Source organism: Alteromonas sp. P256, from assembly GCF_036864455.1.
Classification (GTDB): domain Bacteria; phylum Pseudomonadota; class Gammaproteobacteria; order Enterobacterales; family Alteromonadaceae; genus Alteromonas.
Genome location: NZ_JAZETM010000005.1, coordinates 1 through 25,093 on the forward strand (window position 1 = coordinate 1; position 25,093 = coordinate 25,093).

24 protein-coding genes are annotated in these 25,093 nt (G+C 42.5%); 11 read left to right on the forward strand and 13 right to left on the reverse strand.

The window, feature by feature from the left end:
- Positions 1 to 303: 303 nt before the first annotated feature.
- The 9 genes from V7R39_RS09220 to V7R39_RS09260 all read right to left on the reverse strand — a co-directional run bounded on the left by V7R39_RS09220 (position 304) and on the right by V7R39_RS09260 (position 11,264).
- Positions 304 to 864: an EF-hand domain-containing protein gene (locus V7R39_RS09220; RefSeq protein WP_334030227.1), complete on the reverse strand. Its 561-nt coding sequence runs from the start codon at positions 862 to 864 to the stop codon at positions 304 to 306.
- Positions 865 to 1,290: 426 nt separating this feature from the next.
- Positions 1,291 to 1,830, reverse strand: a complete 540-nt coding sequence (locus tag V7R39_RS09225; RefSeq protein WP_334030228.1) for an acyloxyacyl hydrolase — start codon at positions 1,828 to 1,830, stop codon at positions 1,291 to 1,293.
- A 170-nt stretch (positions 1,831 to 2,000) separates the two neighbouring features.
- Positions 2,001 to 2,825, reverse strand: coding sequence for a hypothetical protein (locus V7R39_RS09230; protein WP_334030230.1), 825 nt, complete (start codon positions 2,823 to 2,825; stop codon positions 2,001 to 2,003).
- Positions 2,826 to 2,891: 66 nt separating this feature from the next.
- Complete coding sequence (locus V7R39_RS09235; RefSeq protein ID WP_334030231.1) at positions 2,892 to 6,041, reverse strand: error-prone DNA polymerase; 3,150 nt, start codon at positions 6,039 to 6,041, stop codon at positions 2,892 to 2,894.
- A 7-nt stretch (positions 6,042 to 6,048) separates the two neighbouring features.
- Positions 6,049 to 7,545 carry a Y-family DNA polymerase gene (locus V7R39_RS09240; RefSeq protein ID WP_334030232.1) on the reverse strand — a complete coding sequence of 499 codons (1,497 nt, stop codon included), beginning with the start codon at positions 7,543 to 7,545 and terminating at the stop codon, positions 6,049 to 6,051.
- Positions 7,545 to 8,249, reverse strand: coding sequence for a translesion DNA synthesis-associated protein ImuA (imuA, locus tag V7R39_RS09245; RefSeq protein WP_334030233.1), 705 nt, complete (start codon positions 8,247 to 8,249; stop codon positions 7,545 to 7,547). Before imuA ends, V7R39_RS09240 begins: the two co-directional genes overlap by 1 nt.
- A 373-nt stretch (positions 8,250 to 8,622) precedes the next feature.
- On the reverse strand, positions 8,623 to 9,135 hold the full coding sequence (locus tag V7R39_RS09250) for a hypothetical protein (protein WP_334030235.1): 513 nt from the start codon (positions 9,133 to 9,135) through the stop codon (positions 8,623 to 8,625).
- The gene (locus V7R39_RS09255; protein ID WP_334030237.1) at positions 9,132 to 10,889 is read right to left on the reverse strand and encodes a DUF885 domain-containing protein; all 1,758 of its coding nucleotides are present in this window, start codon (positions 10,887 to 10,889) and stop codon (positions 9,132 to 9,134) included. The genes V7R39_RS09250 and V7R39_RS09255 overlap by 4 nt, the downstream gene beginning before the upstream one ends.
- A 39-nt stretch (positions 10,890 to 10,928) precedes the next feature.
- A complete protein-coding gene (locus V7R39_RS09260) occupies positions 10,929 to 11,264 on the reverse strand; it encodes a DUF1820 family protein (RefSeq protein ID WP_334030238.1) in 336 nt (111 codons plus the stop codon).
- Between the two features lie 190 nt (positions 11,265 to 11,454).
- On the opposite strand from V7R39_RS09260, the gene V7R39_RS09265 reads away from it, so the two are divergent.
- Positions 11,455 to 13,122, forward strand: coding sequence for a M28 family metallopeptidase (locus V7R39_RS09265; RefSeq protein ID WP_334030239.1), 1,668 nt, complete (start codon positions 11,455 to 11,457; stop codon positions 13,120 to 13,122).
- A gap of 224 nt (positions 13,123 to 13,346) precedes the next feature.
- The gene (locus V7R39_RS09270) at positions 13,347 to 14,519 is read left to right on the forward strand and encodes a capsular polysaccharide export protein, LipB/KpsS family (RefSeq protein ID WP_334030240.1); all 1,173 of its coding nucleotides are present in this window, start codon (positions 13,347 to 13,349) and stop codon (positions 14,517 to 14,519) included.
- 60 nt (positions 14,520 to 14,579) lie between these two features.
- Here the strand turns inward: V7R39_RS09270 and slmA are convergent, their stop codons facing one another.
- Positions 14,580 to 15,167 (reverse strand): nucleoid occlusion factor SlmA, encoded by a 588-nt coding sequence (gene slmA, locus V7R39_RS09275; protein ID WP_269518735.1) that lies wholly within the window; start codon positions 15,165 to 15,167, stop codon positions 14,580 to 14,582.
- 190 nt (positions 15,168 to 15,357) lie between these two features.
- Entirely contained in the window at positions 15,358 to 16,572 is a 1,215-nt protein-coding gene (gene coaBC, locus V7R39_RS09280; protein ID WP_334030601.1) for a bifunctional phosphopantothenoylcysteine decarboxylase/phosphopantothenate--cysteine ligase CoaBC, read from the reverse strand.
- Between the two features lie 187 nt (positions 16,573 to 16,759).
- Between coaBC and radC the strand changes: the two genes are divergently transcribed.
- The 5 genes from radC (at position 16,760) to V7R39_RS09305 (ending at position 21,555) form a co-directional block, all read left to right on the forward strand.
- Positions 16,760 to 17,437, forward strand: coding sequence for a RadC family protein (gene radC, locus V7R39_RS09285; protein ID WP_163107743.1), 678 nt, complete (start codon positions 16,760 to 16,762; stop codon positions 17,435 to 17,437).
- A gap of 94 nt (positions 17,438 to 17,531) precedes the next feature.
- The gene (locus V7R39_RS09290; protein ID WP_334030244.1) at positions 17,532 to 17,891 is read left to right on the forward strand and encodes a hypothetical protein; all 360 of its coding nucleotides are present in this window, start codon (positions 17,532 to 17,534) and stop codon (positions 17,889 to 17,891) included.
- 111 nt (positions 17,892 to 18,002) lie between these two features.
- Positions 18,003 to 18,695 (forward strand): YjbF family lipoprotein, encoded by a 693-nt coding sequence (locus V7R39_RS09295; protein WP_334030246.1) that lies wholly within the window; start codon positions 18,003 to 18,005, stop codon positions 18,693 to 18,695.
- A complete protein-coding gene (locus V7R39_RS09300) occupies positions 18,692 to 19,456 on the forward strand; it encodes a capsule biosynthesis GfcC family protein (protein WP_334030247.1) in 765 nt (254 codons plus the stop codon). Before V7R39_RS09295 ends, V7R39_RS09300 begins: the two co-directional genes overlap by 4 nt.
- A complete protein-coding gene (locus V7R39_RS09305) occupies positions 19,453 to 21,555 on the forward strand; it encodes a YjbH domain-containing protein (protein ID WP_334030248.1) in 2,103 nt (700 codons plus the stop codon). The genes V7R39_RS09300 and V7R39_RS09305 overlap by 4 nt, the downstream gene beginning before the upstream one ends.
- Positions 21,556 to 21,633: 78 nt before the next feature.
- Here V7R39_RS09305 and V7R39_RS09310 read toward each other — a convergent pair whose 3' ends face one another.
- Both V7R39_RS09310 and V7R39_RS09315 read right to left on the reverse strand, forming a co-directional pair.
- Complete coding sequence (locus V7R39_RS09310) at positions 21,634 to 22,395, reverse strand: glycosyltransferase family 25 protein (RefSeq protein WP_334030249.1); 762 nt, start codon at positions 22,393 to 22,395, stop codon at positions 21,634 to 21,636.
- Between the two features lie 12 nt (positions 22,396 to 22,407).
- Positions 22,408 to 22,803 (reverse strand): adenylyltransferase/cytidyltransferase family protein, encoded by a 396-nt coding sequence (locus V7R39_RS09315; protein WP_287008937.1) that lies wholly within the window; start codon positions 22,801 to 22,803, stop codon positions 22,408 to 22,410.
- A gap of 380 nt (positions 22,804 to 23,183) precedes the next feature.
- On the opposite strand from V7R39_RS09315, the gene rpmB reads away from it, so the two are divergent.
- The 4 genes from rpmB to mutM all read left to right on the forward strand — a co-directional run bounded on the left by rpmB (position 23,184) and on the right by mutM (position 25,070).
- Positions 23,184 to 23,420 (forward strand): 50S ribosomal protein L28, encoded by a 237-nt coding sequence (gene rpmB, locus V7R39_RS09320; protein ID WP_032094753.1) that lies wholly within the window; start codon positions 23,184 to 23,186, stop codon positions 23,418 to 23,420.
- Positions 23,421 to 23,431: 11 nt separating this feature from the next.
- Positions 23,432 to 23,587, forward strand: a complete 156-nt coding sequence (gene rpmG, locus V7R39_RS09325) for a 50S ribosomal protein L33 (protein WP_013786148.1) — start codon at positions 23,432 to 23,434, stop codon at positions 23,585 to 23,587.
- A gap of 208 nt (positions 23,588 to 23,795) precedes the next feature.
- A complete protein-coding gene (locus V7R39_RS09330) occupies positions 23,796 to 24,257 on the forward strand; it encodes a hypothetical protein (protein ID WP_334030252.1) in 462 nt (153 codons plus the stop codon).
- 3 nt (positions 24,258 to 24,260) lie between these two features.
- Positions 24,261 to 25,070: a bifunctional DNA-formamidopyrimidine glycosylase/DNA-(apurinic or apyrimidinic site) lyase gene (mutM, locus tag V7R39_RS09335; protein ID WP_334030254.1), complete on the forward strand. Its 810-nt coding sequence runs from the start codon at positions 24,261 to 24,263 to the stop codon at positions 25,068 to 25,070.
- The last annotated feature ends 23 nt before the right edge of the window (positions 25,071 to 25,093 follow it).

Below are 25,093 nucleotides of genomic sequence, written 5' to 3' on the forward strand. Positions count from 1 at the left end.
AATGACAGGGGCTTTCTTATTATCTCCAAGAAAGTAAGAAACGTATTAGCGCCGACCGGTGACCGGCGCAGGAATAGTGTGGGGTTTCCCCATGTGAGAGTAGGACACTGCCAGGTCCCATTCCAAGAAAGCCCCTGTCTAATGACAGGGGCTTTTTTATTATCTCCAAGAAAGTAAGAAACGTATTAGCGCCGACCGGTGACCGGCGCAGGGATAGTGTGGGGTTTCCCCATGTGAGAGTAGGACACTGCCAGGTCCCATTCCAAGAAAGCCCCTGTCTAATGACAGGGGCTTTTTTATTGCTTATTCAGTTTCTATTTTCTCGAAGTATGCACGATATTCCATTCTGGTAATCTCTTCATCGCCATCGGTATCCATATCTGAAATATTGCCTTCAACTTTACTGGCTTCTAGTTCCTTCATAGAAAGCGAGCCGTTACTGTCCATATCGAGATCTGTGAATCTGCTGTCTGCTGTAGCTGACATTTCTGTACGAAGCTCTTTGTTCTTCTCAGAAATCATTTCACCATCATCTAATGCTGACATCTTTCTTTGTTTGGACATTAAAGGTTGTGTAACAGTTTGCGTATTTGCTGATGTAATAATATCGTCGCTAAACATGCTCGGTTTTTCTTCTACAAAGTTATTAAACTCTGTACGACTTATTTTGTCATCGCCATCAGTGTCCATCTTCGCAAGTAGTTTGGGTTTTACTGTACCTTTGGCTTCTGCTTTAGTAACAAATCCGTTGCCATCCATATCGAGTGCGCTAAAGCTTTTCTCAATTTTAGTTTCGTGATGGCCTGCCAAAGCTGATGTTGAAAGTACAGTTCCTATTACTACGGTAAGCGTGGCAATTTTCATAATATAAATCCTTCTATGTCTATAGTGCCTTGATTTACAGAGTTGCTCATTGATGAGCTAAACTATGAGATACGAAATACCAGTATCTCTATAAATCATATTTGCGTTTAAAGTATTAACTTTTAACTTTCTAATTGTTCACATTAGATTATTCACGACTTATGCCAAAAACCTAACCTGCTGTTTTTATTGTTAATTGAGTGAAATCATCATTATTTTTTTCGTTAAAGATTGTAAAAAAAGAAACAGTTTTTGAAAATGCTGCATAGCGGGCATAGCGGGCATAGCGGGCATAGCGGGCATAGCGGGCATAGCGGGCATAGTAGCTAAGGTAAATTGATTGGCAGGAGAGCTTAATATACTAAGTGATGGAATGTGCTTAGCGTAGAGTTCATAACTATAGGGCTAAGCACACGTTATTTTGATTTAAAAATGATAAGCGTAGGATAGGTTGAGAAAGTCTAGTCCTGGGTTGTCGCTGTTAAATCCACCATTTGAAAAGTGCATGTATCTTACGGCCACGTGTTGGCTTTCATCTAACTCAACGAATACACCGAGTCGGTCTTCAAACTGATAGTTAGAGCCAATGTCTTTACCCGCTACTTCTTGATCGCCGATATAACTAGCACCAATACCGGCTTCAATGTACAGAGGGTACTGGTTGGCAATGGTCGTAATCTGCTTCATAAAAACAGGGGTTAAAGAAACCGCATAGCTTGTGCTTCTGGTGTTACTTTCACCGTATTCCCACACAACAACGCTAGCTTCCCAATAGAGCTTTATATCGCCAAACCACTGGGTAGTAATATCTTGTGTAAATGGACGATAAGCAAACCTCAACCCATCAATATCATCAAACCCATGCATGTAATCAGCACTTACAGTTTGTTTGGCCGAAACTGAGTTGGTGGTAAATAGTAATGAAGGGAAAATCAAAATGCAGAATAAAAGTGTAAAACGGTTCATGTGTACTCCTTAATGATAAGGAGTCTTAGCAAAAACGTAACCAAGTAATATAAATTATCAAAAACAATAGCTTAAAGGTTATTAGAACAAAAATTTATGGCTGCAGCAGAGAGATTTACTCAACAATGAGAAGTTTTTACAAAACAGAAGAGTGTAAGTGATTTATAACTTTATTCTGCGGGGGGCTCGGTTTTTGCCCATACTTCATTCGGTGCTAACTGCTGTTCACTAACCAGAGTATCAAAAAGTTCAGAAAGGGACGTTATTGCATATCTAGCCCTAATTTCTTTTATTAGTTGAGGGTTTGACGTAATGAAATGATTTAGTTCATCAATGACGCCCCGATACTCTAAGGTAGAAATTGAGAAGGCAATTTCTTTATGAGGTAAGGTAAGATCTAAAGTAACGTCATCATATCGGGATAACGCTGCAGTCGAGTATTGAGCTACGTTGTACTCTAAATCTAAGGCATCTACTCTTTCTTGCTGAAGTAAAGCTAAGCCCTGATGCACATTTTGTACTGCGGTAACCAAAGTATCGCCATTATTTATTCTGTCCTGCCAATTTACAGGGGTGAAACCAAGTGGCATGGCCAAGTGCTTTATAGCGTTTACACCATTACCTGCTTTTTTCTTTTTAACAATAGTACCTGTTATTGCGAAAGTCAGAGGCAGTGAAAAGCTCTTATCGTTAGTGTTCGTTATGCTGTTATACCATATACTGCTATCAGGGTAGACGAAGTCGATACTACCTTTTGATAATTCCATTTGCAGCCGTTTAACAGGTAAAGCAACGTAAACGAATTCGTGACCTGAAGCATCGGAAAACGCTTCAAGTATTGCCCAGCCTAAGCCCTTGTCAACATCTGAGGTAAAGTCGTGGTGTGGGAAATAAGATAAGTTTTGAGCGCCCACGATATAACGTTCTGCGAGGGATTTAGAGTTACCCAAAATACCAAACATTACGCAAGTGCACGCTACTACCCATAACTTCATTTGATACTCCATAAATGAGGATACACTAATAGTGGGCTAGCCATTGAAAGTATAATATAAGCCATCTTAATGAAAATCGCGAGATGGAATAATAATCGATTCTAGCCAGGGTGTTCTATCAATCAGTTTGCCTGCAATAACGTGTACAACTCCTTCTTTAGAATGTTCAACAATACCGTTAACTTGTAGCAGTTTGGCTTTCAAAAATACTTTCTGCTGAGCTCTAGCAGTGGCTTGCCACACAACAACATTCACATTACCCGTATCATCTTCCAAGGTGAGGAAAGTAACGCCAGATGCTGTACCAGGTGCCTGTCTACCAGTTACAGCACCAAGTATGCTTACCACTGACCGGTTTGGTTTATGACAAAGGGTGTGTGCCCAGCTAATCTTTTTGAGATTTTTATGTTGTTTGAGCAATGAGATAGGGTGATTATCAACAGATAGCCCAGTGGCTGCATAATCTTCAAGTAAGTTTTGAGCTGCTGAGGGAGCATTACACAAAGGTTGAGAAGGTTGAGAAGGTTGGGAAGGTAGAGAGTGCAGCGGCTCACCGTCTTTTACGCTTATATTGTCAGCATTATGGTTTGATGTTACCTCTTCAAAGAGAGGAAGACTGGCTTGGCTATCCATCATCTGCCACCGAGTTTCATACCGATTGCCAGAAATGAGTTTAAAAGCATCGGCACTTGCGAGCGCTTCTAATTCGTTACTACGTAACTTTATTTGCCTAACCTGATTTACACTGCTAAAGCCATTTTTAGGACGCTGACTAACGACGGCATCAGCGCCTTCTTTACTAAGCCCTTTAATAAGTGTTAATCCTAGACGCAGCAGCTTTTGTTCGCCATCTATTACCATTATATGTTCTACATTGGAGTTATTAATGCAAGGCGGTAATACTTTAATATTGTGTCGCTTAGCATCTTGAACCAATTGCGATGGCGTATAAAAACCCATAGGCCAACTGTTCAGTAACGCCACATAAAACTCCACGGGGAAATAAAATTTAAGCCAGCAAGACACATAGGCTAATACTGCAAATGATGCAGAGTGAGACTCAGGAAATCCATAACCCGCAAAGCCTTTAATCTGCTCAAATAGGTTGTGCGCAAAAGTACTGTCATAGCCTTTATCTGTCATTCCCTTAATTAATTTATCTCTGAATTCAAATATGCGACCGTCTTTTTTCCAACTGGCCATTGCTCTTCGAAGCTGATCAGCTTCACCGCCACTAAACCCTGCTGCCACCATGGCAAGCTGGATGACTTGTTCTTGAAAAATGGGAACACCCATTGTGCGAGATAATACGTTTTCAACTTCCTTGGAGGGGTAGGTCACTGTTTCGTTACCATGACGTCGAATAAGGTAGGGATGCACCATATCGCCTTGAATTGGACCGGGCCTTACAATGGCGATTTGCACAACAAGGTCGTAATATTTTCGGGGCTTAAGGCGCGGTAACATCGTCATTTGAGCCCGTGACTCTATTTGAAAAACGCCTACGGTATCGGCTTGGCAAATCATATCAAAGACTTGTTTGTCATCGCCTAGCTTAGTAATAAAGGGAATGCTTACGTCTACTGGAAATTGCTTATTGATGAGTTCAAATGTTCGGCGTATTGCGCTTAGCATGCCAAGGGCTAGTACATCCACTTTAAGTAAACCAAGGGTTTCTATATCGTCTTTATCCCACTGAATAATAGTACGTTCTGGCATTGCTGCATTCTCAACAGGCACCAGCTCGTAAAGTGGCCCTGCGCTTATTACAAAACCTCCCACGTGTTGTGAAAGGTGCCGCGGTGTGCCTAACAACTGTTCTGTTAAATCAATAAGAAGACTCACCCTTTTATTACTAGGGTCTAAACCAAGGTCGGCTAACTGAGACTTCCAAGGAATTACCTTGTCCCGTCGATTAATTTGTTTTATGACGAAGTCGAGTTGAGATTCGCTGAATCCTAGTGCTTTACCCACGTCCTTGAAGGCCGACTTAAAACGGTAGCAAATAACAGTAGCCGCAATAGCAGTACGCTCTCTGCCGTACTTTTTGAAAATGTACTGAATGATTTCTTCGCGCCGTTGATGTTCAAAATCTACATCGATATCGGGAGGCTCATTGCGCTCTTTTGATATAAACCGTTCAAAAAGAACATTAATTTGGCGAGGATCTACAGCAGTTATTTCAAGGCAGTAACACACAACAGAATTAGCAGCTGAGCCTCGGCCTTGATATAAAATACCCTGCTGTTTAGCAAACTGCACAATATCGTAAATAGTGAGAAAGAAGTATTCGTACTCTTGCTCTTTAATGAGTACTAGCTCTTTTTCTATAATTTGCCTTATCTCGGGCTGTAAGCCTTCAGGAAAGCGCAGTTTGATTCCACGTTCAACACACGCCCGTAAATATGAGGTTGGTGTGTAGCCCGAAGGCACCAATTCTGCTGGATATTGGTAGCATAATTCGCTCAGTGAAAAATGACATTGTGAGGCTAGGGTACTGGCATTATGGAGCCACTTTTCAGGGTACAATTTTTTTATTTTCTGCGTGGTTCGCAAGCATCTTTCTGCGTTACTTAGCGCGGCGCGCCCTATTTCATCTACCGGCTTATGTGTTCGTGTGGCGTGCAACACATGCTGTAGTGGTAAGCAGTCACTATGGTGCATAAGTACGCCGGTACAGGCTATGACTGGATAGCCATAGGTTGCGTGAAGATAGTTATAGTTTTCAAACCTATGGTGATCTAATCCATCGAGTAGTCGCTGCGCACCAATATGAACCTGAATGGCCGACTGCTTTGCTAGCCAGCTTGCCCAGTGGTCGTCGTACTCCTTTTTACCGGATGGCAGCCATATGAACTGACAATGCTTAATGGTGCGTAAATCCCACTCTGCCAGTTTGTATTCCCCTTTTTCAGAGCGCCCACGGGCATTAGTAATAATTCGGCATAACTCGCTGTATGCGTCTTTACTTGGGCATAGCAATACAAAAGAAAGAGACTCATCAAATACAAAATAGCTACCAATAATAAGTTTTATCGGTAAACGTTGATGGGTTATCTCATCAAATGCGCGTACTACCCCCGCCACCGAGCACTCATCGGTTATAGCTATAGATTGGTAACCTAAAAACGAAGCAGTAGTCACTAACTCGGCAGGAGAAGAGGCACCCGTTAGAAAGCTATAATGACTTTGACAGAAAAGCTCGCTGTAATTCATAACAATCCTAACTGAAAAGACCCTGTGCCCACCACTGATTGTCTTCGTCTTTAAATATCAGCATGCGCACTCCATATAAGGTTTGGGCAATAAAGTAGTCACGTTTTCGCGGTGTTTTATGCCACCACTCACTGTGCAGTCTAACCGGGCCGAAACAGACTTTCGTTGATTGAGTCAGTGGTTTGGGGGTGTCGAACAGAAAAGTGGGAACAATGTCTGAAGTAAATGTTGATGCAGATGTACTAGATGACATTTCAGCATTCGACATAGTCTCAAATTGATGTGTATCTGACACTTTTGGCTGAAAAGTACACTCTTCTCCTAATTTTGCGTTCAAACGTCCAATTAATTGTTTCTGAGCTACCTCGTTAAAGCGATTGCTGAAGAAGTCACCATTACTGCCTTCAATCGTTTCGAAGTTGTCGCAGCGCAGGGTTATCGAAACAGCTGGCTCAGGTAAAACCTCGTTTTCAATACGCAGTGTGAGTAACGACAGCCAGCTGTCGGCGGTGCTTTGTGGTAACGCTGACTTTATTTCTAACAGCGTTGATGGATGCTCTCGAAAATCAATTTGAAAGCAGAGTGTGGACGTTTGTAAATTTCTGGCACGTAAATAGTGGGCAAGGTAGCCCAGCAGCTTTTCCATGAAAGGAGTGAGGTGTTGCGTGTTTTCAACATCAAAAGGGAGAAGCGTAAAGTGCTCAAAGTGCTCTGCAGGCCGAAAAAGGGTGACATGAGGAAAGGTTTCTCCCCGCAGGGCAGTGAGGTATGAAATGGTGTTGTTATCAAATCGTCTGCCAAGTTCATGTACAGGCATGGCAAGTAGTTGATGAACATGACGTATGCCCACACGAGTCAGCGCTGCTTTTGTTTTTTTATCCAACGCAGTTAAAGACAGCGAGCATTGCGATAACCTATGTTTGATATTGTCACGATCGCACTCATAGTTATCAACGCCATTTAAAGCCAGTATTCGTGCGGCTTCAATAGACCAAGCTGTAGCGAAGTGGTAGCTCATTTTTGATAAATTAAGTTCATGGGTGATAGTGCTCCACAGCTCTTTGTGACCGCCATAGTAATGCACTAAATTATCAAGTCGTATAGCCAGTGCGTTATGTGTGTCTATGACAATATCGGAAACAAAAGGATAGAGGCGGTGCGCTAATTGTACGAGAGTGAGGCGTTCGTCTTCTTCACTAAAAGGAATAATACATACTTGAGGACACAATGCACCAGCCTGAGCAAGCCCATGGCCTATCTCTATACCTTGCTGAAGTGCCGCGTTATTTCGTTGAACTATGTTGTTTGTTTTTTCGCAATAAACAATGACAGCCGGTGCTTGTGTTTTGCACGGTTGGTCTTGCCCATTCGCCGATTCACCTGTTCTTTTATGTTGTACTTCGTTTTTCGTGTCGTAGTGTGAGCTATTGTCCACACTCAAACTCGTTTTTTCATGCGTATCTAAGGTGATTTGATGGAAGTACAGGTATGCCCACAACATCATTAGCTCACTGAATGAAGTACATGACGTTTTACTTTGTTTTGTTCAACTGCCCACTTGATTGCACGGTTGCTAGGAGTCCAGTCGTTATGTATGGCAATATTATCTTTCGGCCAGCCGTGGCGCTGCTTTAGCACGCTAACTTCCAACGCATGATGTCGATAACTAAGGCATAAATCTAGGGAGATAGGTAATGTCTGCAGTGCTACGTTGTTGTGCATACTGTTTCTGTTAGGGCGGGTGAAAAGAAAGCAAAGTGTATCGTTATGTGTTGCTGCGACTTGTAGACGTCTGGCTTCCTTTGTATTCACCCCATTACTCCACAAAATAACGCAATGGCAAGCCGTACTCTTCAAGCACTGTTCAGTTGCCCACAGTGACTCCTTTTCTGTACCTGGCTTTACAATTAAAACCTGTTTAACGTTAATTCCAAATGTTGCTAACCAAGGTGCTTGAATATCTCCTGGCGGGTTTACAAACACAATCATCTTGTGCGAGCGCTGATTGCTGATGACGTGTTTAAATAGAGAGAGCTCGCCAATGCCAGTTAGTGTGCGAATACGAACCACGCCAGAGGTTGAAATGCCGCCGTTTAGCGCTTCATCTAGCTGATCAAAACCCAGCGAAAATCGCTCTTCTTGCTGACTCTGCTCTCTAGCCCGCCAAATATGTGGATGATTCTCTAACGTAGATAGTGACTTATTCATAACACCAACAAATACTGTATATATGTACAGTATTATAGTGGGAGGTGAAGCCTTTTCAAGATAAACCGGCGCTTTTCTACTTCGTAGTTTGCTAACGTACTGATTATTTTAAAAAGGGAAAACATTAAATTTCACTTCACACATCTTATGAGCGAGAAGCGGATAATAAAGATAGATATAAAAATTGCTCGGTGAATGTGGCAATAAAAAAGTAATAAAGAAAAACAATAATGGTGGGCTTTAAAAGCTTTAATAACAAAAAAGCTGCCTGTAACAGCAGCTTTCAATTAATCCGTACTCGTTAAATTATCTCTAGGCTAAGTGATCGCGAGACCAAGTTATGCCGAGAGTAGGTGATGCCGAACCTGGGCCGTTAAGATACTTTTTTAGCTTGTCCTGCGTCTTGAGGGTCGCTGCTGCTCTTTACCGTCGTGACTGCCTGGCAAAATGCGATAAATCCATCGGCTGTGTTCTTAGACCACAACATTCTAAGGTTACTGGGTAAGTCTTTTACAACTAGCTGTATTCCTTCTAAAGAAATCTCTTCATTACTTAACGCTTTTTTGAGTGACTCTTCCAGCGAGTCACCTTTTTCACAGCAGTTCATCACAATGGTTGAAAAGTACGTCATCAAAGGTAGTAATGCATCATGTTGGTCTTGATTAATAAGCCGACTTTTATACAAGCTCTGCAAACGCTGCGTCAGGTTTTTTTCTAAGGCATCAGTCACTAATACCAAGTTGCGCTGAGCGTAATTGACTTTGCTGTTGCTCTGCTTATTGGAAGAGCGGGAAAGTATTAATTCTTTTTGCAAGTTTTGCGCGCGTAGCACGAAGTAAATCAAAAGCAGAATGAGTACCCCAATAACACCAAATGCAACAATCATAGCTCTTTAGCCTTTTGTTCCTCTATAAACGTATTAATACGCTGTTCTAAGATGAAAAGTGGAATGGAACCATTCTCTAATACAGCTCGGTGGAACTTTCGAACGTCAAAGTGTTCGCCTAATACAGTTTCTGCTTTTTCACGTAGCGCTTTTATTTTTATTTCGCCTATTTTGTACGACAGCGCCTGGGCAGGCCACGATATATAACGGTCAATCTCAGTGTTAACGTTGTGCTCAGATAGTGCGGTATTTTCCATCATGTAATCTACCGCTTTTTGGCGACTCCAGCCCATAGTATGCATACCTGTATCCACGACTAAGCGGCATGCACGCCACATTTCATAACTTAAACGGCCAAAGTTATCGTAAGGGTCTTCATAAATGCCTGCTTCAATACCAAGAAACTCTGAATATAATCCCCAGCCCTCGCCAAATGCCGAAATATAGGTATTGCGGCGAACCATGGGTAGATCCTCAAGCTCTGCTGCTAATGATATTTGTAAATGATGCCCCGGCACAGCTTCATGAAGGGTTAATGCAGGTAGTGCATACAAGGGGCGCTTATCAAGAGCATAGGTATTTACCCAGTAGTAACCAGGCTGATCGTCTCTACTTGGATGAATATAGCGGCCGGTGGTGTACTTAGGCGCAATGGCATCTGGCACTGGAGCAACACCGTAGGGGGTTCTGGGCAGGTATTCAAACAATTCCGGCAGTTTGGCATCCATTTTTTTAGCGATAAAAGACGCCTCTTTCAGCAGCTCTTCCGCGCTGGTGGCATAAAACTGAGGGTCTTCCCGTAAAAATGTAATGAACTCATTTATTGAGCCATCAAACGCTAAGTCATCAACAATCTGCTGCATTTGCGCGCGAATTCTCGCTACTTCAGATAAGCCCAGTTCATGGATCTCTTTTGGGCTCATATCTGTGGTTGTGTAGTGTTTAGCTCTGTTCGCGTAATAGTTAACCCCATCAGGCCATTTCTCTGCGGCTATCTCATCCCGCGCACCAGGAATATAGTCATTCACCATAAAGTCATAAAACGCTTGGTAAGCCGGTAGTACAAAGTTGCGTACCGCTTGCTGGCCTTGTTTTTTCAATGCTGCTTTTTCTGTGTCGCTAAAATAGTCTGGAAAACGAGTAAAGGGCCCATAGAAGCTGCTGTTTGTCACATCACTGACTAAATACGTTGAAATAGAATCTTCGAAACCGTTCAGTACGGCGCTAGGTTGGGTATACCCCTCTGCTAATGCCTGTTTCATATAGTCAATTTGCTGCTCGAAATAGGGTTTTAGCGCCTGTAAACGACTGATATACGCCTCGTAATCTGCTACGCGCTTAAACGTAGACAGGTTGTGCAAAGACGCCATGGCGCTGTGAAAACCGTATTCTGAATTGATGGGAACAAGATAAGAGCGATACGTGTACTGGTCTATATAGTTTGCCAATCTGTACCGCTGCATCAATAAGGCAATAAACGCATCTTGCGATAAATTGCTTCTATCATAATGAGCCAGTTCGTTTTGGAACTTAAGCCAATTTTTATGCTGACCACTCAGCCCTTCAGGAGATATATCAGGCAGTGCATGCGCAAGGTCTGTATTACCTTGGCGAGAGGCAAGCAGTGGAGATACAGACATTTCATACTGCCAAATGTTATCAAGCAGTGTATACAGACTTTTATCATCATAGCTTTTGGCTGATAAGCCTAGGCTGCAAAGTAAAAGTGTAGCAGCGAGAAGCAAGCGATACATAAGGGCCTCCGGTAACCTTAACCGGAAAACCCCGGCGCGTTACTCTTTAGTTGGTGTATAAATTGGACTAGGAAATTGAGTTACTTTATCAGATTTGTTTTCTAATTGAGTAATTTTGGCAGAACCTTTTTTATTTACAGCGTCAATGCGCAAGATATTGTGCATAGGAATATAGGTTTTTGTGACTTCTGCAAATTCAGATTTTAACTTTTCATGGCTAGGGTCGAGTACAACGCTGGTATGCGTATCCCAGACAAAATCCCCAATTTCAACAAAGCCAAATAGGCTTCCTTGCATGAGAGTTTTTACATATAGCTCGTATCGTTCACCATTGCTAATGAATTGAATACGATATAACAACGCTTCGTTAGACATGTTCCGCTCTTATCATTTAAAAAATTACGAGTGAATTTTATAACGACCCTATCATACGAGCAATGGCAGAAAACCCGTGTTAAACAAAATGGGTTGCATAGCAATGCCCCTATGAACTGAGTTAACATGTTACTTACAGCGACAAGCATGTAATAAACATTTTTGCGTAACAAAAACTTGGTGAACTAAAATGATAAAAAAACTACTACTAGGTAGTGCAATAACGGCAATGACTTTTGCCGCGAGTGCACACAATCATTCAACGACAGAACATTCCTCAAAAGCCCATGCATCAACTGAGGGGGCATTTAGCCCAGATACTCAGCGAATTAAATCTCACCTTTTCTTTTTAGCTGACGATTTACTAGAGGGACGTGATACCGGCTCTCGTGGGCACGATATTGCTGCGCTTTATATTGCAACAGAGTTTGCAAAGTATGGTTTAACGCCGGCAGGCACTGACGGGTTTATTCAAGATGTATCATTTCGCAAGGCAAACTCAGTTCAAGAATCTCCTCAGTTTACGTTGACGAAAAACGGCAATACCGTAGATTTCGCCTATCCAAAACACTACCTTGCGGGTCCTAGCTTATTGAACGTAGATGCGAAGGTAAGTGGTGAAATGGTCTTTGTGGGCTACGGTATTGTTGCTGACGAACTGTCGCACAACGATTATGAAGGCGTAGATGTAGACGGAAAAATTGTCGTTGCGCTAGCGGGTAAGCCGAGTGATTTTCCTTCAGAAGAAGGAGCGCATTTTGCATCGGGCTATCAAAAGCAAAAGTATGCCGTAGACAATGGTGCCATTGGCATTATTACTATTACTACTCCGAAAAATGAAAAAGTGCGTCCTTATCAAAGCCGTTTAAGCTATATCCATACACCACGCATGGCATGGCTAAACGATGACAATGAGCCTGCAAACAGTTTTCCTCAGCTTAAAGGCGGTGCTTACATGAGTGAAGGGGCTGCTCGCACGTTATTTGAAGGCGCTGAGCGCAGTTTAGACGACGTGTATGCTGACCTTGAGGCTGACAAAGTACCAAAAGGTTTTGCGTTACAAGGCACAGTGGATATCAGTAAAAAGAGTGTGCATGATACTATCACAAGTCCAAACGTAGTGGGCATGTTGGAAGGCTCAGATCCTACATTAAAAGATGAGTACGTTGTATTTTCAGCTCACTCTGACCACATAGGCTTTGCGAAAACCGTTAAAAAAGACAACATTAATAACGGCGCAATGGATAATGCCTCTGGCACCTCTGTAATGCTAGAAACGGCTCGACTTTTCAGTGAAATGAAACAAAAGCCTAAGCGTTCTATCTTGTTTGTTTCCGTAACGGGTGAGGAAAAAGGACTGCTAGGTGCTGACTATTTTGCACGTAACCCTACGGTACCAGTAACGTCTATGGTGGCTAATGTAAACCTAGATATGCCAATTCTTACCTATGAGTTTGCAGATGTTATTGCATTTGGTGCAAACCACAGCGATTTACAGCAATCGGTGGAAAAAGCGGCTGCAAATGCTGATATTGAACTAAGCCCAGATCCATGGCCTGAACAAGCCCTATTTACACGCTCAGATCACTACGCGTTTGTTAAACAAGGTGTTCCTTCGGTGTTTATGGTGCCAGGTCTTAAATCAAAAGATCCAAGTGTAGATGGCAGCAAAGTGTTTGGGCAGTTTTTGTCGACGCACTATCACAAGCCTAGCGATGATGTTAACCAGCCATTTAATTGGAAAGCAGCCGAAACCTTTACCAAGGTGAATGCTCAAATAGGTTGGACGTTAGCCAATCAAGAAGATAAGCCTCAGTGGAATGAAGGTGACTTTTTTGGAGATACGTTTGGTAAGTAACCATGCTAGTAAATATGGTTAATTAGAGCTTTAAAAAGCAGCATATAATTGCTGCTTTTTTATGGCTTAATTTTCGTGAAAGTGACGGCTCTCACCATGGGGAGATGATTTCTTTATTCTTTACTGGAGTCGGTATAGTTATAACGCTTACTGTTGTTTATAATAACGAGGAAGTCCTGTGCAAGTAATTGAAAGAAAAATATTAATCATTAGGGATGGTTTTAGTGGCACAACAAAAAAAGTACTTACTTATGGCGCGAGGCAGTTCACATATTCGTTACTTTAAGCATTTTGCCGATGCCTCTCAGCTTGATGTTCACGTCATTAAAGTAAACGCAATTCCTTTCTTGCCAAGCCATATACCTTCTTTAAAGTTAGCTAATAATGTAAATGTCGAGCGTTTGCTTATTCCTCATTTGGCGAAAAAAGAATGTAAACACCCTAAACTAGCAAAATCATTTTTATGGAATACTTATAAAAAACTCAGTCGATTTTTTATCAAATGTGACATTGCTAAATGTGCTGCACTAATTGATAAGAGAAATGCCGATGTTGTAGGGGTGTGGAATGGTCAAAAGCAGCCTAGTTCGTCGATAGCTGAAGCAGCAAAAGCATTGGGGAAAGAGGTGGTGTATTTTGAAAATGGTTTATTGCCTAACTCAACGACATGCGACTGGCAAGGTGTGAATTTTGAAAATTCCCTCCCTCGCAATAGTGAATTTTATCGACAATTTAACAGTGAGAAATCTTTACCTAACGAGTTAGTACCTAGGTCGCCAATTGCTACTAAAGCGAAGGGGGTAGATTCAGAAGCACTACCTAAGCAGTATATATTCGTCCCATTTCAAGTTGAGACAGACAGTCAAATAATAAGTAATTCACCTTGGATAAGGAGTATGGGTCAGTTTTATCATCACCTTGCGAATGTTATCGACAAACTAAACGATAAAAATATCCACATCGTTATAAAAGAGCATCCGTCTGAGTCTGTGCGTCATGACTCACTGCATCATCAGCACAAACGTATATTGTTCGCGAATGAGTGCAATACACAGTTACTTATTGAAGGGGCTGAAATAATAGTAACAGTAAATTCTACAGTAGGTATTGAGTCGCTATTATTAGGTAAGCGAGTAATCGCTCTTGGAAATGCATGCTATGGAATTGATGAAGTGTGCGGGCGAGCGACTTCAGAAGAACAGCTTATCCATATGCTTAATAACTTAAACTTGTATGAAGCGAACAGCGAAGTTAAAAATGGTTTCCTCAATTGTTTGTATGAGCATTACGTTATTCCCACCGCTTGGGGAAGCGTCGACGATAAACATGTAGAGGCGCTGACAAAACGCTTGCTCAAGGAAGATACTTTTTCAAAAATGGTGGAAGAGGCTAGCTAAAACATTTCCTACTTTAATTCGAGGCACCTATCCTCAGGTGTCTCGAATTATTCTAACTCTTCATACAAACATTTGTTTGAAGGCTGCCCACTGCTCGTTGAACTGCTCGGTAGGTTTGCGTGTGAATCCGCTTCTAATAAATAAGTTTATGCGCCCATCAGTGTAACAAATTAGCATGTTTGCAATAATGGCTTCATCGGCAGAAAGGGTTTTACCTTCTCTGAGTTTACGCTCTCTAAGTACTTGCTTTAACTGGGTTTCTAGGCGCTCAAAAAGCTTTGCGATACGGGCGCGTAACCTATCTTGTTCGCCCATTAACGCATCGCCATTAAGAATACGGGTAATACCCGGGTTTTTTTCTGCAAAACCAAGGATAAGATGCAAAATCATTTGGCAGCGAGTTAACGAGTCTTTTTCTTCGTTTACAATCTTGTTTATGCGAGTAAACAAGGTTTCTTCTATAAACTCTATAAGACCCTCGAACATTCGAGCCTTACTTGGAAAGTGACGGTAAAGGGCGGCTTCAGAAACCCCCACTTTTTCCGCTAATTTCGCTGTAGTTATACGCTGGCCTGGGTTGGTTTCTAGCATTCCAGCAAGAGCTTGCAGAATTTGCGCTCTGCGATTTGTTTTTTTGACTGCAGGCATGACGAAATGACTTCCTCCGCAACCGAGTAAGTTCTACCCGGGTTCCTTGTTAAGTTGGCTAATGCCAAAACGTTATCGTTTTATTGTTATTATTTATCAAGCTTGCCACTTTTTTCGTAGCAGCATCTTAAAGCGTATTTCTATCAATCAACATGTTGAGTTGCTGTTATCAACACATCAAAGGTGTCGTTTAATTTTTTTCAATTTCACTAAGCCGTGTTGTTATCAGCGATATTAACTGGTGTGCTAATTCACTTTTGCTGGTGGCGGGTAACTTTTTATCGCCTCCGTTCCACAAAACATGAAGTGCGTTGTTGTCGCTATTAAAACCTAAGCCGTCTGCTGTGATGTCGTTGGCCGCTATCATATCAAGCTTTTTATTAGCTAGCTTCTGGCGGGCATACTGCTCAACATCTTGGCTTTCAGCCGCAAAGCCTACGCAAAACGGCCTGTTATCTTTACATGAAATTGTAGCTAGAATATCAGGGTTTTTTGTAAAAGTAAGTGTTAACTCATGATCTGATTTTTTGATTTTATTTTCAGCCACACATACCGCTTTATAATCGGCTACCGCAGCTGTACTGATGAAAATATCCGCTTTGTGCGCGAATTGTTCACAAGCATCTAGCATATCATCTGCCGTAGTAACGTCTATTCGTTCACATCCTCGCGGTGTTTGAAGCGAAACTGGGCCTGCCACCAAGGTGACTTTAGCCCCCGCGTTCACGGCAGCTTCGGCAATAGCGAAGCCCATTTTCCCAGAGCTATGGTTGGATATATATCGCACGGGGTCTAAAGGCTCTCTTGTTGGCCCGGCTGTAATTAAAACGTGTTTGCCTCGAAGCTCAGCAACTGCACGTCGGTTAACTGTTTGACTTACGATAGAGGCAATCTCTATGGGCTCCATCATTCTTCCTGCGCCCAAATCGCCACAAGCCTGCTCGCCACTTGCTGGACCAATAAAATTAACTCCGTAACGAGCTAATCGCTCTACATTATCCAGTGTCGCCGGCGCTTTCCACATTTGTTGGTTCATTGCGGGTGCAATAAATACGCTGGCTGTGGTGGCAAGATACAGCGTGGTTAATAAGTCATCCGCCATACCAATGGCTAATTTGGCCAATACGTTCGCTGTGGCCGGGGCGATAAGTAATATGTCTGCCCATTTCGCTAGTTCAATATGTCCCATTGCAGCTTCTGCTGCGGGGTCTAGCAAATGCTGGTGAACAGGATTGCCAGATACAGCTTGAAGAGACAATGGACTGACAAATTCTGTAGCAGAACCGGTGAGTACAACGCGTACGTTAGCGCCTAAAGCGGTAAGTTTACGCACAAGGTCGGGCGTTTTATACGCTGCAATGCCGCCAGTAACGCCAAGCAGTACATTTTTATTTGCAAGAGACATAGTCATATAAATACGGATATAAACGAATTGTAGTGATATACGCATACTAAACTATCATGAAGCTAAAATCTGGGATAGGTAAACAAAAGTAGGTGTTAAGGCTTCACCAATAAACCCGCCTTGAAGACAGTCGCCGTTGATTTAAGTTTTCGATATAACATGCTTTCACATTAACTAGAGTACTAAAATGTCGATTAAAGCATGGCCATTTGGTGAGAGACCAAGAGAAAAATTACTGACTTCGGGGGCGCAGAGCCTTAGTGATGCAGAGTTGATTGCGGTGCTATTTGGCAAAGGAGTGAAAGGAAAGTCAGCAGTAGAGCTCGCCCACGACATGCTAAACGAGCTTGGTACATTACGAGAGGTTGTCACTGTTTCAGAGGAGCGCTTTACATCGTTAAAAGGTATCGGGCGCTGCAGCTATGCACAATTTCAAGCTGCGTTTGAAATTTTCCGTCGTAACTTAGAAATACAGCTTACGCGACAAGATGCATTTCATAACGTCGATGACACGAAACAATATCTACAGGCTAAGCTAAGAGATTGTGAACAGGAAAAGTTTGCGCTTTTAATGCTCAACAGCCAGCATCAACTCATAGCATTTAGAGTGATGTTTACTGGCACGATAAATAGTGCAGCGGTCTACCCCAGAGAATTGATAAAGCAAGTAATGAAGGACAATGCTGCCGCTGTGATCCTTGTTCATAATCACCCTTCTGGTATAGCAGAGCCAAGTCATGCAGACATCCGGTTAACAAGCGAGATCAAAAGCGCGATGGGAATGATCGACGTGCCTGTTCTAGATCATTTTGTTGTTGGCGACAAAGAAACTATTTCTTTTGCACAAAGGGGCTTGTTATCATAGCAACTTAAGTCATTTTTTTTGATTATATTCTAGTCAAAGCGTTCAGAATGATTTAACATAGGATATTAGTGGGTATTTTTATTAAAGGACTGTTATGAAAAAGTCGATTATCGCATTATTTGCAGCCGCAACAATGGTGGCTGGTGTTAACGCGCAAGACAATGAAGGTGGTAGTGGAGCTACTGGCGCTGGTCTGACTACAGGTCAGATCTTAGGTTCGGTAGTAGTTGTTGGAGCTATCGGTGTTGGTGTTGCAGGCAATTCAAATGCTGATGCACCTACAGTAGTAGATCCAGATCCAGCGGTTCCGACTTGTGAAGGTACAGATCCGCTAGTAGACGGTGTATGTGTTGGTACAACTAACACGGTAACGGTTACTGCATCTGGTACAACAACAGCAACAACTACAGTCACTGTTCCAGTGACATTTACTTACTCTCCGACAGTACAGTAAACAAAACGTATTTTTAAAAGCCGCTTTTATTAGCGGCTTTTTTATTGCTAAAACGTTATAAAAAACAGTTAAAACAGATACACCTAATTTCCCTTTCGTCGGCGCATTCAAATGAAACCATATTTTTCCTTGGCCACTATTGGCTTTCTATTACTCGCTATTTCTGGTTGTTCAACAACCACGCTTGCTTACTACAACACGTTAAAATTAGCGCTAAAAGATAGAACGGTAACTTATACCGTTGAAGAGGTAGCGAATAGCAAAGCCGATCTTATGCAGATTAAAGCAGGCGAACGTGATAATGCCTCTTTAGCATTAGCCTATATAGACGGCGATCGCTATCGGTGGGTTTCGGCTGATAAAGTTATCTTCACTATGCATCACGGTATTATTGTTAAAACAGAAGGGTTAGATAACGACATCTTCTATACGGGTAATCTTCAACACAATCCATTAGGTGGAAACGATACGCTTAATTTTAATTGGAAGCGTAAAGTCGATGTGTCTGAGGTCGGTTTTGGACTGGCTGTGAATTCAGCATGGCGTATAGAAGGTGAAACAAGCCGCACCTACTTTGACCACTCAGTTCCACTTATCAAAATAGTAGAGACAGTGTCGTTCCCTGAATATACGCCTTTTATTGATGTAGGCTTGTCGTGGGAAAACACGTATTTTCTGCATAAATCTACCAAAGAGCTTTTGGCTTCCACACAAAAGTTTAGCCCTATTGGAGATACTTACGAAATGGTGTACCTAAGCCGCATTGTTCGTCAGATGAAAAAGGCAGGAGCAGAAGTACAATGAAAGGGCTAAATTACATTTTATTTGCCGCTATTGCGCATTTTTTAATTGTGACTTTTTCGCAGGTCGCTATGGCCCAAAGCGACCTAGTTACAATAATGATCAACAAACAAACCTATCAATTTGATAGAACCATTAGGCTATCGAGCGCATTGTCCATTGTTGCGGACAACGGGCAATGGTATTGGCCGACTGCTGCCGCATTTGATTTGACCAACCCTAAAGCAGAGCATGAAAAAGAAGTGTTGTTGTCTAGCATTAGGGAGTTGTTAACTCACTTTGATAAAACTAGCAACACACATAAAGCGCTGAGCAACTTATACGGGCAAGTGGCACAGTGGACAGTGTCTACCCGTCTAGATATATCTATATCCTATAACCGCTCCCGTTTATTTTTTGAAGATAACCCTATGTTTCAGCCAGGCAAGTATTGGTTGAGACTGAATGGTCGGCCCAATGTGCTTCATTTTTCTGGTGCGGTTGTTAAGCCCGGGGCATACCAACATCAAAGCGATACGTCTGTTTATACAGCGTCGCACAAAGTGGCCAAACTTGATGATGCAGACAAGAGTATTGTTTACGTTATACACCCAAATGGTGAAGTTGAGCGCAAAGGTGTTGCCTATTGGAATCTTGACTTTTCACAGCTGATGCCGGGCAGTCAGGTTTACGTACCTGTTTCATCAGAGCTATTCAGTAATAAAATAAATCAACTTAATCTGCGGGTTGCCGCTTTAGCAGTACACAGGGTTCTTCCTCAATGAGTGCGTATTTTCCTTCAAAAAGAACAACACTGGCGCTGGTTGTGGGCAGTGTGCTATCGACAACAACGCAAGCAGACACGCAAATAAACGTAACGCCTTCACAAATGGTGCAAGGTGGTAACGGTCTTATACAAACGCCAACGGCGCGTATGCGCGAGCAAGGCGGAATGGCCATAAATTACACCGACAATGGAGAGTATCGTTTTTGGTCTGTGAATATACAGCTCTATGATTGGATGGAGGCGACTGCTCGTTATACCGATGTGCGTACACAGCTCTATAGCCCAGTTGAATCATTTAGTGGAGATCAAACGCTCAAAGACAAAGGCTTAGACGTTAAGTTTAGATTGTGGAAAGAGAGCTATTACTTACCGGACATCAGCGTTGGTTTTAGAGATTTTGGTGGCACCGGTTTTTTTGAAAGTGAATACATCAACGCCAGTAAATCTGTAGGCCCGTTTGATTTTCATTTAGGGTTGGGTTGGGGTTATCTCGGTACTGCCGATGACATTACCAATCCGTTTTGTGAGCTAAGAGACAGTTTCTGCGAACGCCCTGGAGGCTTTTCCGGCAGAGGCGGAAAAGTAGATTACGATCAGTTCTTCAAAGGTACAGCCTCATTTTTTGGTGGTATTGAATATCAAACGCCTTGGGAACCGCTCACGCTGAAGCTAGAGTTTGAAGGGAATGATTACTCCGAAGACCGGGCTGGTGAGCTTGAGCAAGATTCTCGTTGGAATATTGGTGCGGTTTATCGATACAAAGACGTCGACTTTTCTTTTAATTATCAGCGTGGCAACACCATTGGGTTTGGCTTAACGTATCGTTTCAATATGAATACAGCCTCGCAGCTGAAATTCGATAAGGAGCCGCGTTCGCTTATGGCAAGGCGCCCGCCTAAAAAGATTGAAGATGTTAATAAATCAGCATTGTATAACGATATGTTCCGCGATGCTGGCTTCGTACTTTCTGATGCAGAATTAAACGAGAACGAGGCAACGTTTTACGGCACACAAGTGAGCTATCGCGATCAGGACGAAGCAATAGAGCGAATTGGGCGCGTAGCGGCCTCTGAGTTGCCAGATACGGTAAAAACCTATCATATTGTTGATAACCGTGGTGGTCAGCCAATGGTAGATACTCAGGTAGATGCTGAAGCCTTTATTGCGGCTGCACGCTATGAGTCTGTGGATGCTGATATTAAGCAAACCTACATAAGAACTGACCCCTCTCAAGAAGTATTAGACGCTTATGAACCTGAAAATACCAAAGGGTTATTTTATAGCGCAGATTTCTTTTTTACTCAGTCTTTCGGTAACCCAGAAGATTTCTATCTCTACCAGACTGGATTTTTGCTGGGCGGTGGATATGCGTTTGACGAGAAGTTTTCAGTACGAGGCAGCGCTCGTGTAACATTGCTCGATAATTTCGATAAGTTTAATTTCCTAGTCGACAATGAAGAAGTTGCCTTGCCCAGAGTAAGAACGCGAGTGAGGGAGTATGTGTCTGAAAATGACGTATGGTTAGATACCGCTATTTTGCATTACAAAGACAGACTATCCGAAAACCTATTTGGTCAGGCTTATGCGGGTTATCTAGAAACCATGTTTGCTGGAGTCGGCGGCGAAATAATGTATCGCGAAGTGGATAGTAATATCGCCTATGGCTTAGATATTAATTACGTAAAGCAGCGCGACCCGTTAAAACAAATGGCGTTGGAAGACTACGACGCTATCACTGGACACGCGAGTGTGTATTGGAAGCCCGAATTTTTAGATGACACCCAAATAACCGTGAGTGCAGGGCAATTTCTTGCAAAAGATAAAGGCGTAAATATCGATTACGCTAAGCGTTTTGACAGTGGAATTATTGTGGGCGCATTTGCCGCTTTCACGGATGTATCGTCAGAAGAGTATGGGGAGGGGAGTTTTACGAAAGGCTTCTACATTTCTATTCCAACTGACTTATTTTTGCTACAGCCTTCAAAAGGGCGTGGTTTCTTCCCTTGGGTACCGATATCTCGAGATGGAGGTCAAATGTTACAACGACCTGCAAGGTTAATTAATCAGACCGAGATAAGGGCGCCGTTTTACGACTAGTAGATGATAAAAAATCATCTCTTTGGTTAAACATGTAGCATTTAATGGATAAGACCTATTAAGGAGTTATCATTACTTTTAATAGGTCTTATTGATGTTGCGTTTAAATTTAGCGACTTGTTGCTTCACATAGTAAACGTTTTTTATGTGCTGTTTTATTTGCAGCCATACTCTGCGAATTGGGCGTCGGTTTTTTTTCCCCTCAGAACTATTGATTGTACTTTCATAGCGTAAATCTTGTGCGACTGGAAAAGGCATCAGTGACATAACCTCTACACCACGTTCCCAAAAGTATTGTATGTCGGTATCACAAGGACGGCCAAAATGTTGCGTAGTATCGAGCATTCGCTGAGCCGCTTCTTTTGTAATCGCCGTTGCCGCGCCGCCACTCATTGGCTTTTTGTGAATAACAATTTCAAATTTATCATCAAGAGCGTGAGAATAGGCGATAGGGCGTGAGCGATTAGCGTAGGCAGACAGTTTTATGATATCCCAAGGGATTGTTGTCGACTCGATAGCGTTAATTGCGCTGTTTAAGTCGTGATTTAAAATAAAGTCGTCTTCTAGTACTATGCCAAAGGGCTCGCTTCCTGTTGCTATGCGTTGCCATGCTTTCCTATGACTTAGATAGCAACCAATTTGCGCGGCAGAAAGTTCATAGTAATACTGCTTCTGATTTGCATCTTTACTGTAATGAGCAAACTTTTCTTCATCTGAAAGCGCGCTACCTAATGTTGCAGGCAGACGTTCAAAGTCGATATTCTGCTGTGCTAAACGAGACGCACTCTGTTCAAGTCTTTGAGTGCAATTATCAAGGTTTATAAGATAAATAATAGGCATGTGTAATCTTGTTTAATGACTGTCTTTAATAACTTCTATAATTTCGGTAGTCGAAATTGATGGAGTTCGAGGAAGATAAACGACCTGACAAATATCCATAAACTCATCAAACTTTCCTTCCCAGTCATTACCCATCACTAAAATATCGGCTCTGTGATGAATGATGTAATTTCTTTTTTCCTCCAGTGACTCTTCCATGAAAACGTTGTCGACAAAGCGCATTGAGGTAAGAAGTTCATATCTGCTGGAATAGGGATAAACAGGCTCTCTACCCTTTTTACTAAAATTCAATTCGTCAGAAGACAAACCCACCGTAAGGTGATCGCCGTGGGCTTTTGCGCGCTGCAAAATACGTACGTGACCAACGTGGAGCACATCAAATGTGCCAAATGTAATTACTCTTCGCAAGATTGTTCCTATTTTTGCATAGTTGCTTTTTATTATAGTTGCTTTTTATTTTAGTGACGCGCCCGAGTGTGCGTGGTATGTTTGCGCCCACTTTATGTGTGGCTTTTGTTGAGCCGACGGCTCAATGTAAATTAGCACAAAAATAATCGGGTGTGGGTTGCGGTTATTAATTAAAGTACGGTAATTAGTAGTAGAAATACCGAGATCGTAGAAAAAGCAGTTAAAAATTGAGCTTTTTTTACTTTTTTATTGAAATGATCCTGCCTTTGCTGTATAAAATGCGCCCTCTAATTTATAGTAATACGCCTTTTGACCCAACGACTATTTGAGTGGTGGGAACGACTGGCGCGACAGTTATCGTTGTTCTGGAGACAAATACAATGTCAAGAGTATGCCAAGTAACAGGTAAGCGTCCAACGGTTGGTAATAACCGTTCACACGCAAGAAATGCGACTCGTCGTCGCTTTTTGCCAAACCTTCAAACTCACCGTTTTTGGGTTGAGAGCGAAAGCCGTTTTGTTAAACTACGTTTGTCTGCGAAAGGCATGCGTATCATCGATAAGAAAGGTATTGACTCAGTATTAGCTGACGTTCGTGCCCGTGGTGAGAAAATCTAAGGAAGCCGACAATGCGCGATAAAATTAAACTAGTTTCTTCAGCAGGTACAGGTTTCTTCTACACTACTGATAAGAACAAACGTAACATGCCAGGCAAAATGGAGATCAAAAAGTTTGATCCTGTTGTGCGTAAGCACGTTATGTTCAAAGAGGCAAAAATCAAGTAAAGCCCTTTTAGAAAGAGCACTTGCTTTTGTCTCCACGAAAACCCGGCCTTTGCCGGGTTTTTTGCGGTTATTCGGTCACACATTCTAAGTGCTGATCGCTTTCTCGTCTTTCAAGCCACAACAAAGATCAACACGCCCTAGTATCTTAAGAATTGAGGCTTTACTATATCTGCTCGTTTTCTCCTTTTCATTTTAACGGGCATCGGCAATGGCAAAACTTTCACAGCGGGCAATGAATAATGTGGTCATCGTTGCCATGTTGATCATGATTGCTTTGTTTAACATCGACAGCTTACGTCCTCAAAAAGATATTTCTGAAGTACGCAGCTTGTTGCCGCAAAACGCCTATGTGCTAAAAATAGAGCACGACGACAGCCAGCTTGTTAGGAGTGGTCAGCAGTGGCGTCAACGCAGTACTGAGGGCAAGCTTTCAATCAGTCCAGATGCACAAATACGCGGGTGGCAAGACGCGCGTCTTCGTTATCTTACTTCCCTTAAAAATGATATATCGAACATAGAGCCTCTTGTTGTTGTGGTGTGGCTCGCGGGTGAAACAAACGGACGGGTTTACGCCTTTTACCCAACGTCCTCTGTCACCGTAGTGAAAGTAGACAATAATTGGTATGCATTAGACAATGTGTCCCTAAGTACATTGCTCCCATGGATATAACCAATGCCTGAGTTACCTGAAGTTGAAGTGAGCCGTCTAGGTGTATCACCGCATTTAATCAACAACACTATCGCAAACGTCATTGTTCGCGAAAGAAGGATGCGCTGGCCTATACCTGAAGAGGTTTCATTGGTGGTAGGGCATAAGGTAAACGATGTTACGCGCAGAGCTAAATATCTTTTCATTGAAACAGCCGTGGGAAGTTTGGTTTTACATCTTGGCATGTCTGGCAAACTACGGGTAATTGATGCGTCAACACCGCTGATAAAGCACGACCATGTAGATATTGTCTTAAACACTGGGCAATGTTTGCGTCTTAACGACCCTAGGCGCTTTGGTGCGGTGTTATTTCAAGCTCCTGACACACGACTCGCTCTATTAGATAATTTAGGCCCAGAGCCGCTTACTGAGGCTTTTGATGAAAGTCGTCTCTACACATTATCCCGCGGTAGAAAAAGTCCTGTGAAAAGTTTCATTATGGATAATGCGGTTGTAGTCGGCGTAGGCAATATTTATGCAAATGAAGCGTTGTTTTTAAGTGGTATTGACCCTCGTAGGCAAGCAGGTCGCATAGGTGCAGAGCGTTATAAGCGTTTAACCCACAATATTAAACAGGTATTAGCGAAAGCAATCGCGCAAGGGGGAACGACCTTGAAAGACTTTGCGCAAACCGATGGTAAGCCCGGCTATTTCGCGCAGCATCTTAACGTTTACGGCAAAAAAGGCGAAGACTGTGAGGTGTGCAGTAACCCAATTCAAAGCAAAGTCATCGGGCAGCGCAACACGTTCTTTTGTATTCACTGCCAGCGATAACCGTTCGTACGGTATTCTGAGGT

Coding starts and splice junctions, on each gene's coding strand:
- V7R39_RS09220 (WP_334030227.1), bottom strand. CDS start 864: ATGAAAATTGCCACGCTTACCGTAGTAATAGGAACTGTACTTTCAACA.
- V7R39_RS09225 (WP_334030228.1), bottom strand. CDS start 1,830: ATGAACCGTTTTACACTTTTATTCTGCATTTTGATTTTCCCTTCATTA.
- V7R39_RS09230 (WP_334030230.1), bottom strand. CDS start 2,825: ATGAAGTTATGGGTAGTAGCGTGCACTTGCGTAATGTTTGGTATTTTG.
- V7R39_RS09235 (WP_334030231.1), bottom strand. CDS start 6,041: ATGAATTACAGCGAGCTTTTCTGTCAAAGTCATTATAGCTTTCTAACG.
- V7R39_RS09240 (WP_334030232.1), bottom strand. CDS start 7,545: ATGATGTTGTGGGCATACCTGTACTTCCATCAAATCACCTTAGATACG.
- imuA (WP_334030233.1), bottom strand. CDS start 8,249: ATGAATAAGTCACTATCTACGTTAGAGAATCATCCACATATTTGGCGG.
- V7R39_RS09250 (WP_334030235.1), bottom strand. CDS start 9,135: ATGATTGTTGCATTTGGTGTTATTGGGGTACTCATTCTGCTTTTGATT.
- V7R39_RS09255 (WP_334030237.1), bottom strand. CDS start 10,889: ATGTATCGCTTGCTTCTCGCTGCTACACTTTTACTTTGCAGCCTAGGC.
- V7R39_RS09260 (WP_334030238.1), bottom strand. CDS start 11,264: ATGTCTAACGAAGCGTTGTTATATCGTATTCAATTCATTAGCAATGGT.
- V7R39_RS09265 (WP_334030239.1), top strand. CDS start 11,455: ATGATAAAAAAACTACTACTAGGTAGTGCAATAACGGCAATGACTTTT.
- slmA (WP_269518735.1), bottom strand. CDS start 15,167: ATGCCTGCAGTCAAAAAAACAAATCGCAGAGCGCAAATTCTGCAAGCT.
- coaBC (WP_334030601.1), bottom strand. CDS start 16,572: ATGTCTCTTGCAAATAAAAATGTACTGCTTGGCGTTACTGGCGGCATT.
- radC (WP_163107743.1), top strand. CDS start 16,760: ATGTCGATTAAAGCATGGCCATTTGGTGAGAGACCAAGAGAAAAATTA.
- V7R39_RS09290 (WP_334030244.1), top strand. CDS start 17,532: ATGAAAAAGTCGATTATCGCATTATTTGCAGCCGCAACAATGGTGGCT.
- V7R39_RS09295 (WP_334030246.1), top strand. CDS start 18,003: ATGAAACCATATTTTTCCTTGGCCACTATTGGCTTTCTATTACTCGCT.
- V7R39_RS09300 (WP_334030247.1), top strand. CDS start 18,692: ATGAAAGGGCTAAATTACATTTTATTTGCCGCTATTGCGCATTTTTTA.
- V7R39_RS09305 (WP_334030248.1), top strand. CDS start 19,453: ATGAGTGCGTATTTTCCTTCAAAAAGAACAACACTGGCGCTGGTTGTG.
- V7R39_RS09310 (WP_334030249.1), bottom strand. CDS start 22,395: ATGCCTATTATTTATCTTATAAACCTTGATAATTGCACTCAAAGACTT.
- rpmB (WP_032094753.1), top strand. CDS start 23,184: ATGTCAAGAGTATGCCAAGTAACAGGTAAGCGTCCAACGGTTGGTAAT.
- rpmG (WP_013786148.1), top strand. CDS start 23,432: ATGCGCGATAAAATTAAACTAGTTTCTTCAGCAGGTACAGGTTTCTTC.
- V7R39_RS09330 (WP_334030252.1), top strand. CDS start 23,796: ATGGCAAAACTTTCACAGCGGGCAATGAATAATGTGGTCATCGTTGCC.
- mutM (WP_334030254.1), top strand. CDS start 24,261: ATGCCTGAGTTACCTGAAGTTGAAGTGAGCCGTCTAGGTGTATCACCG.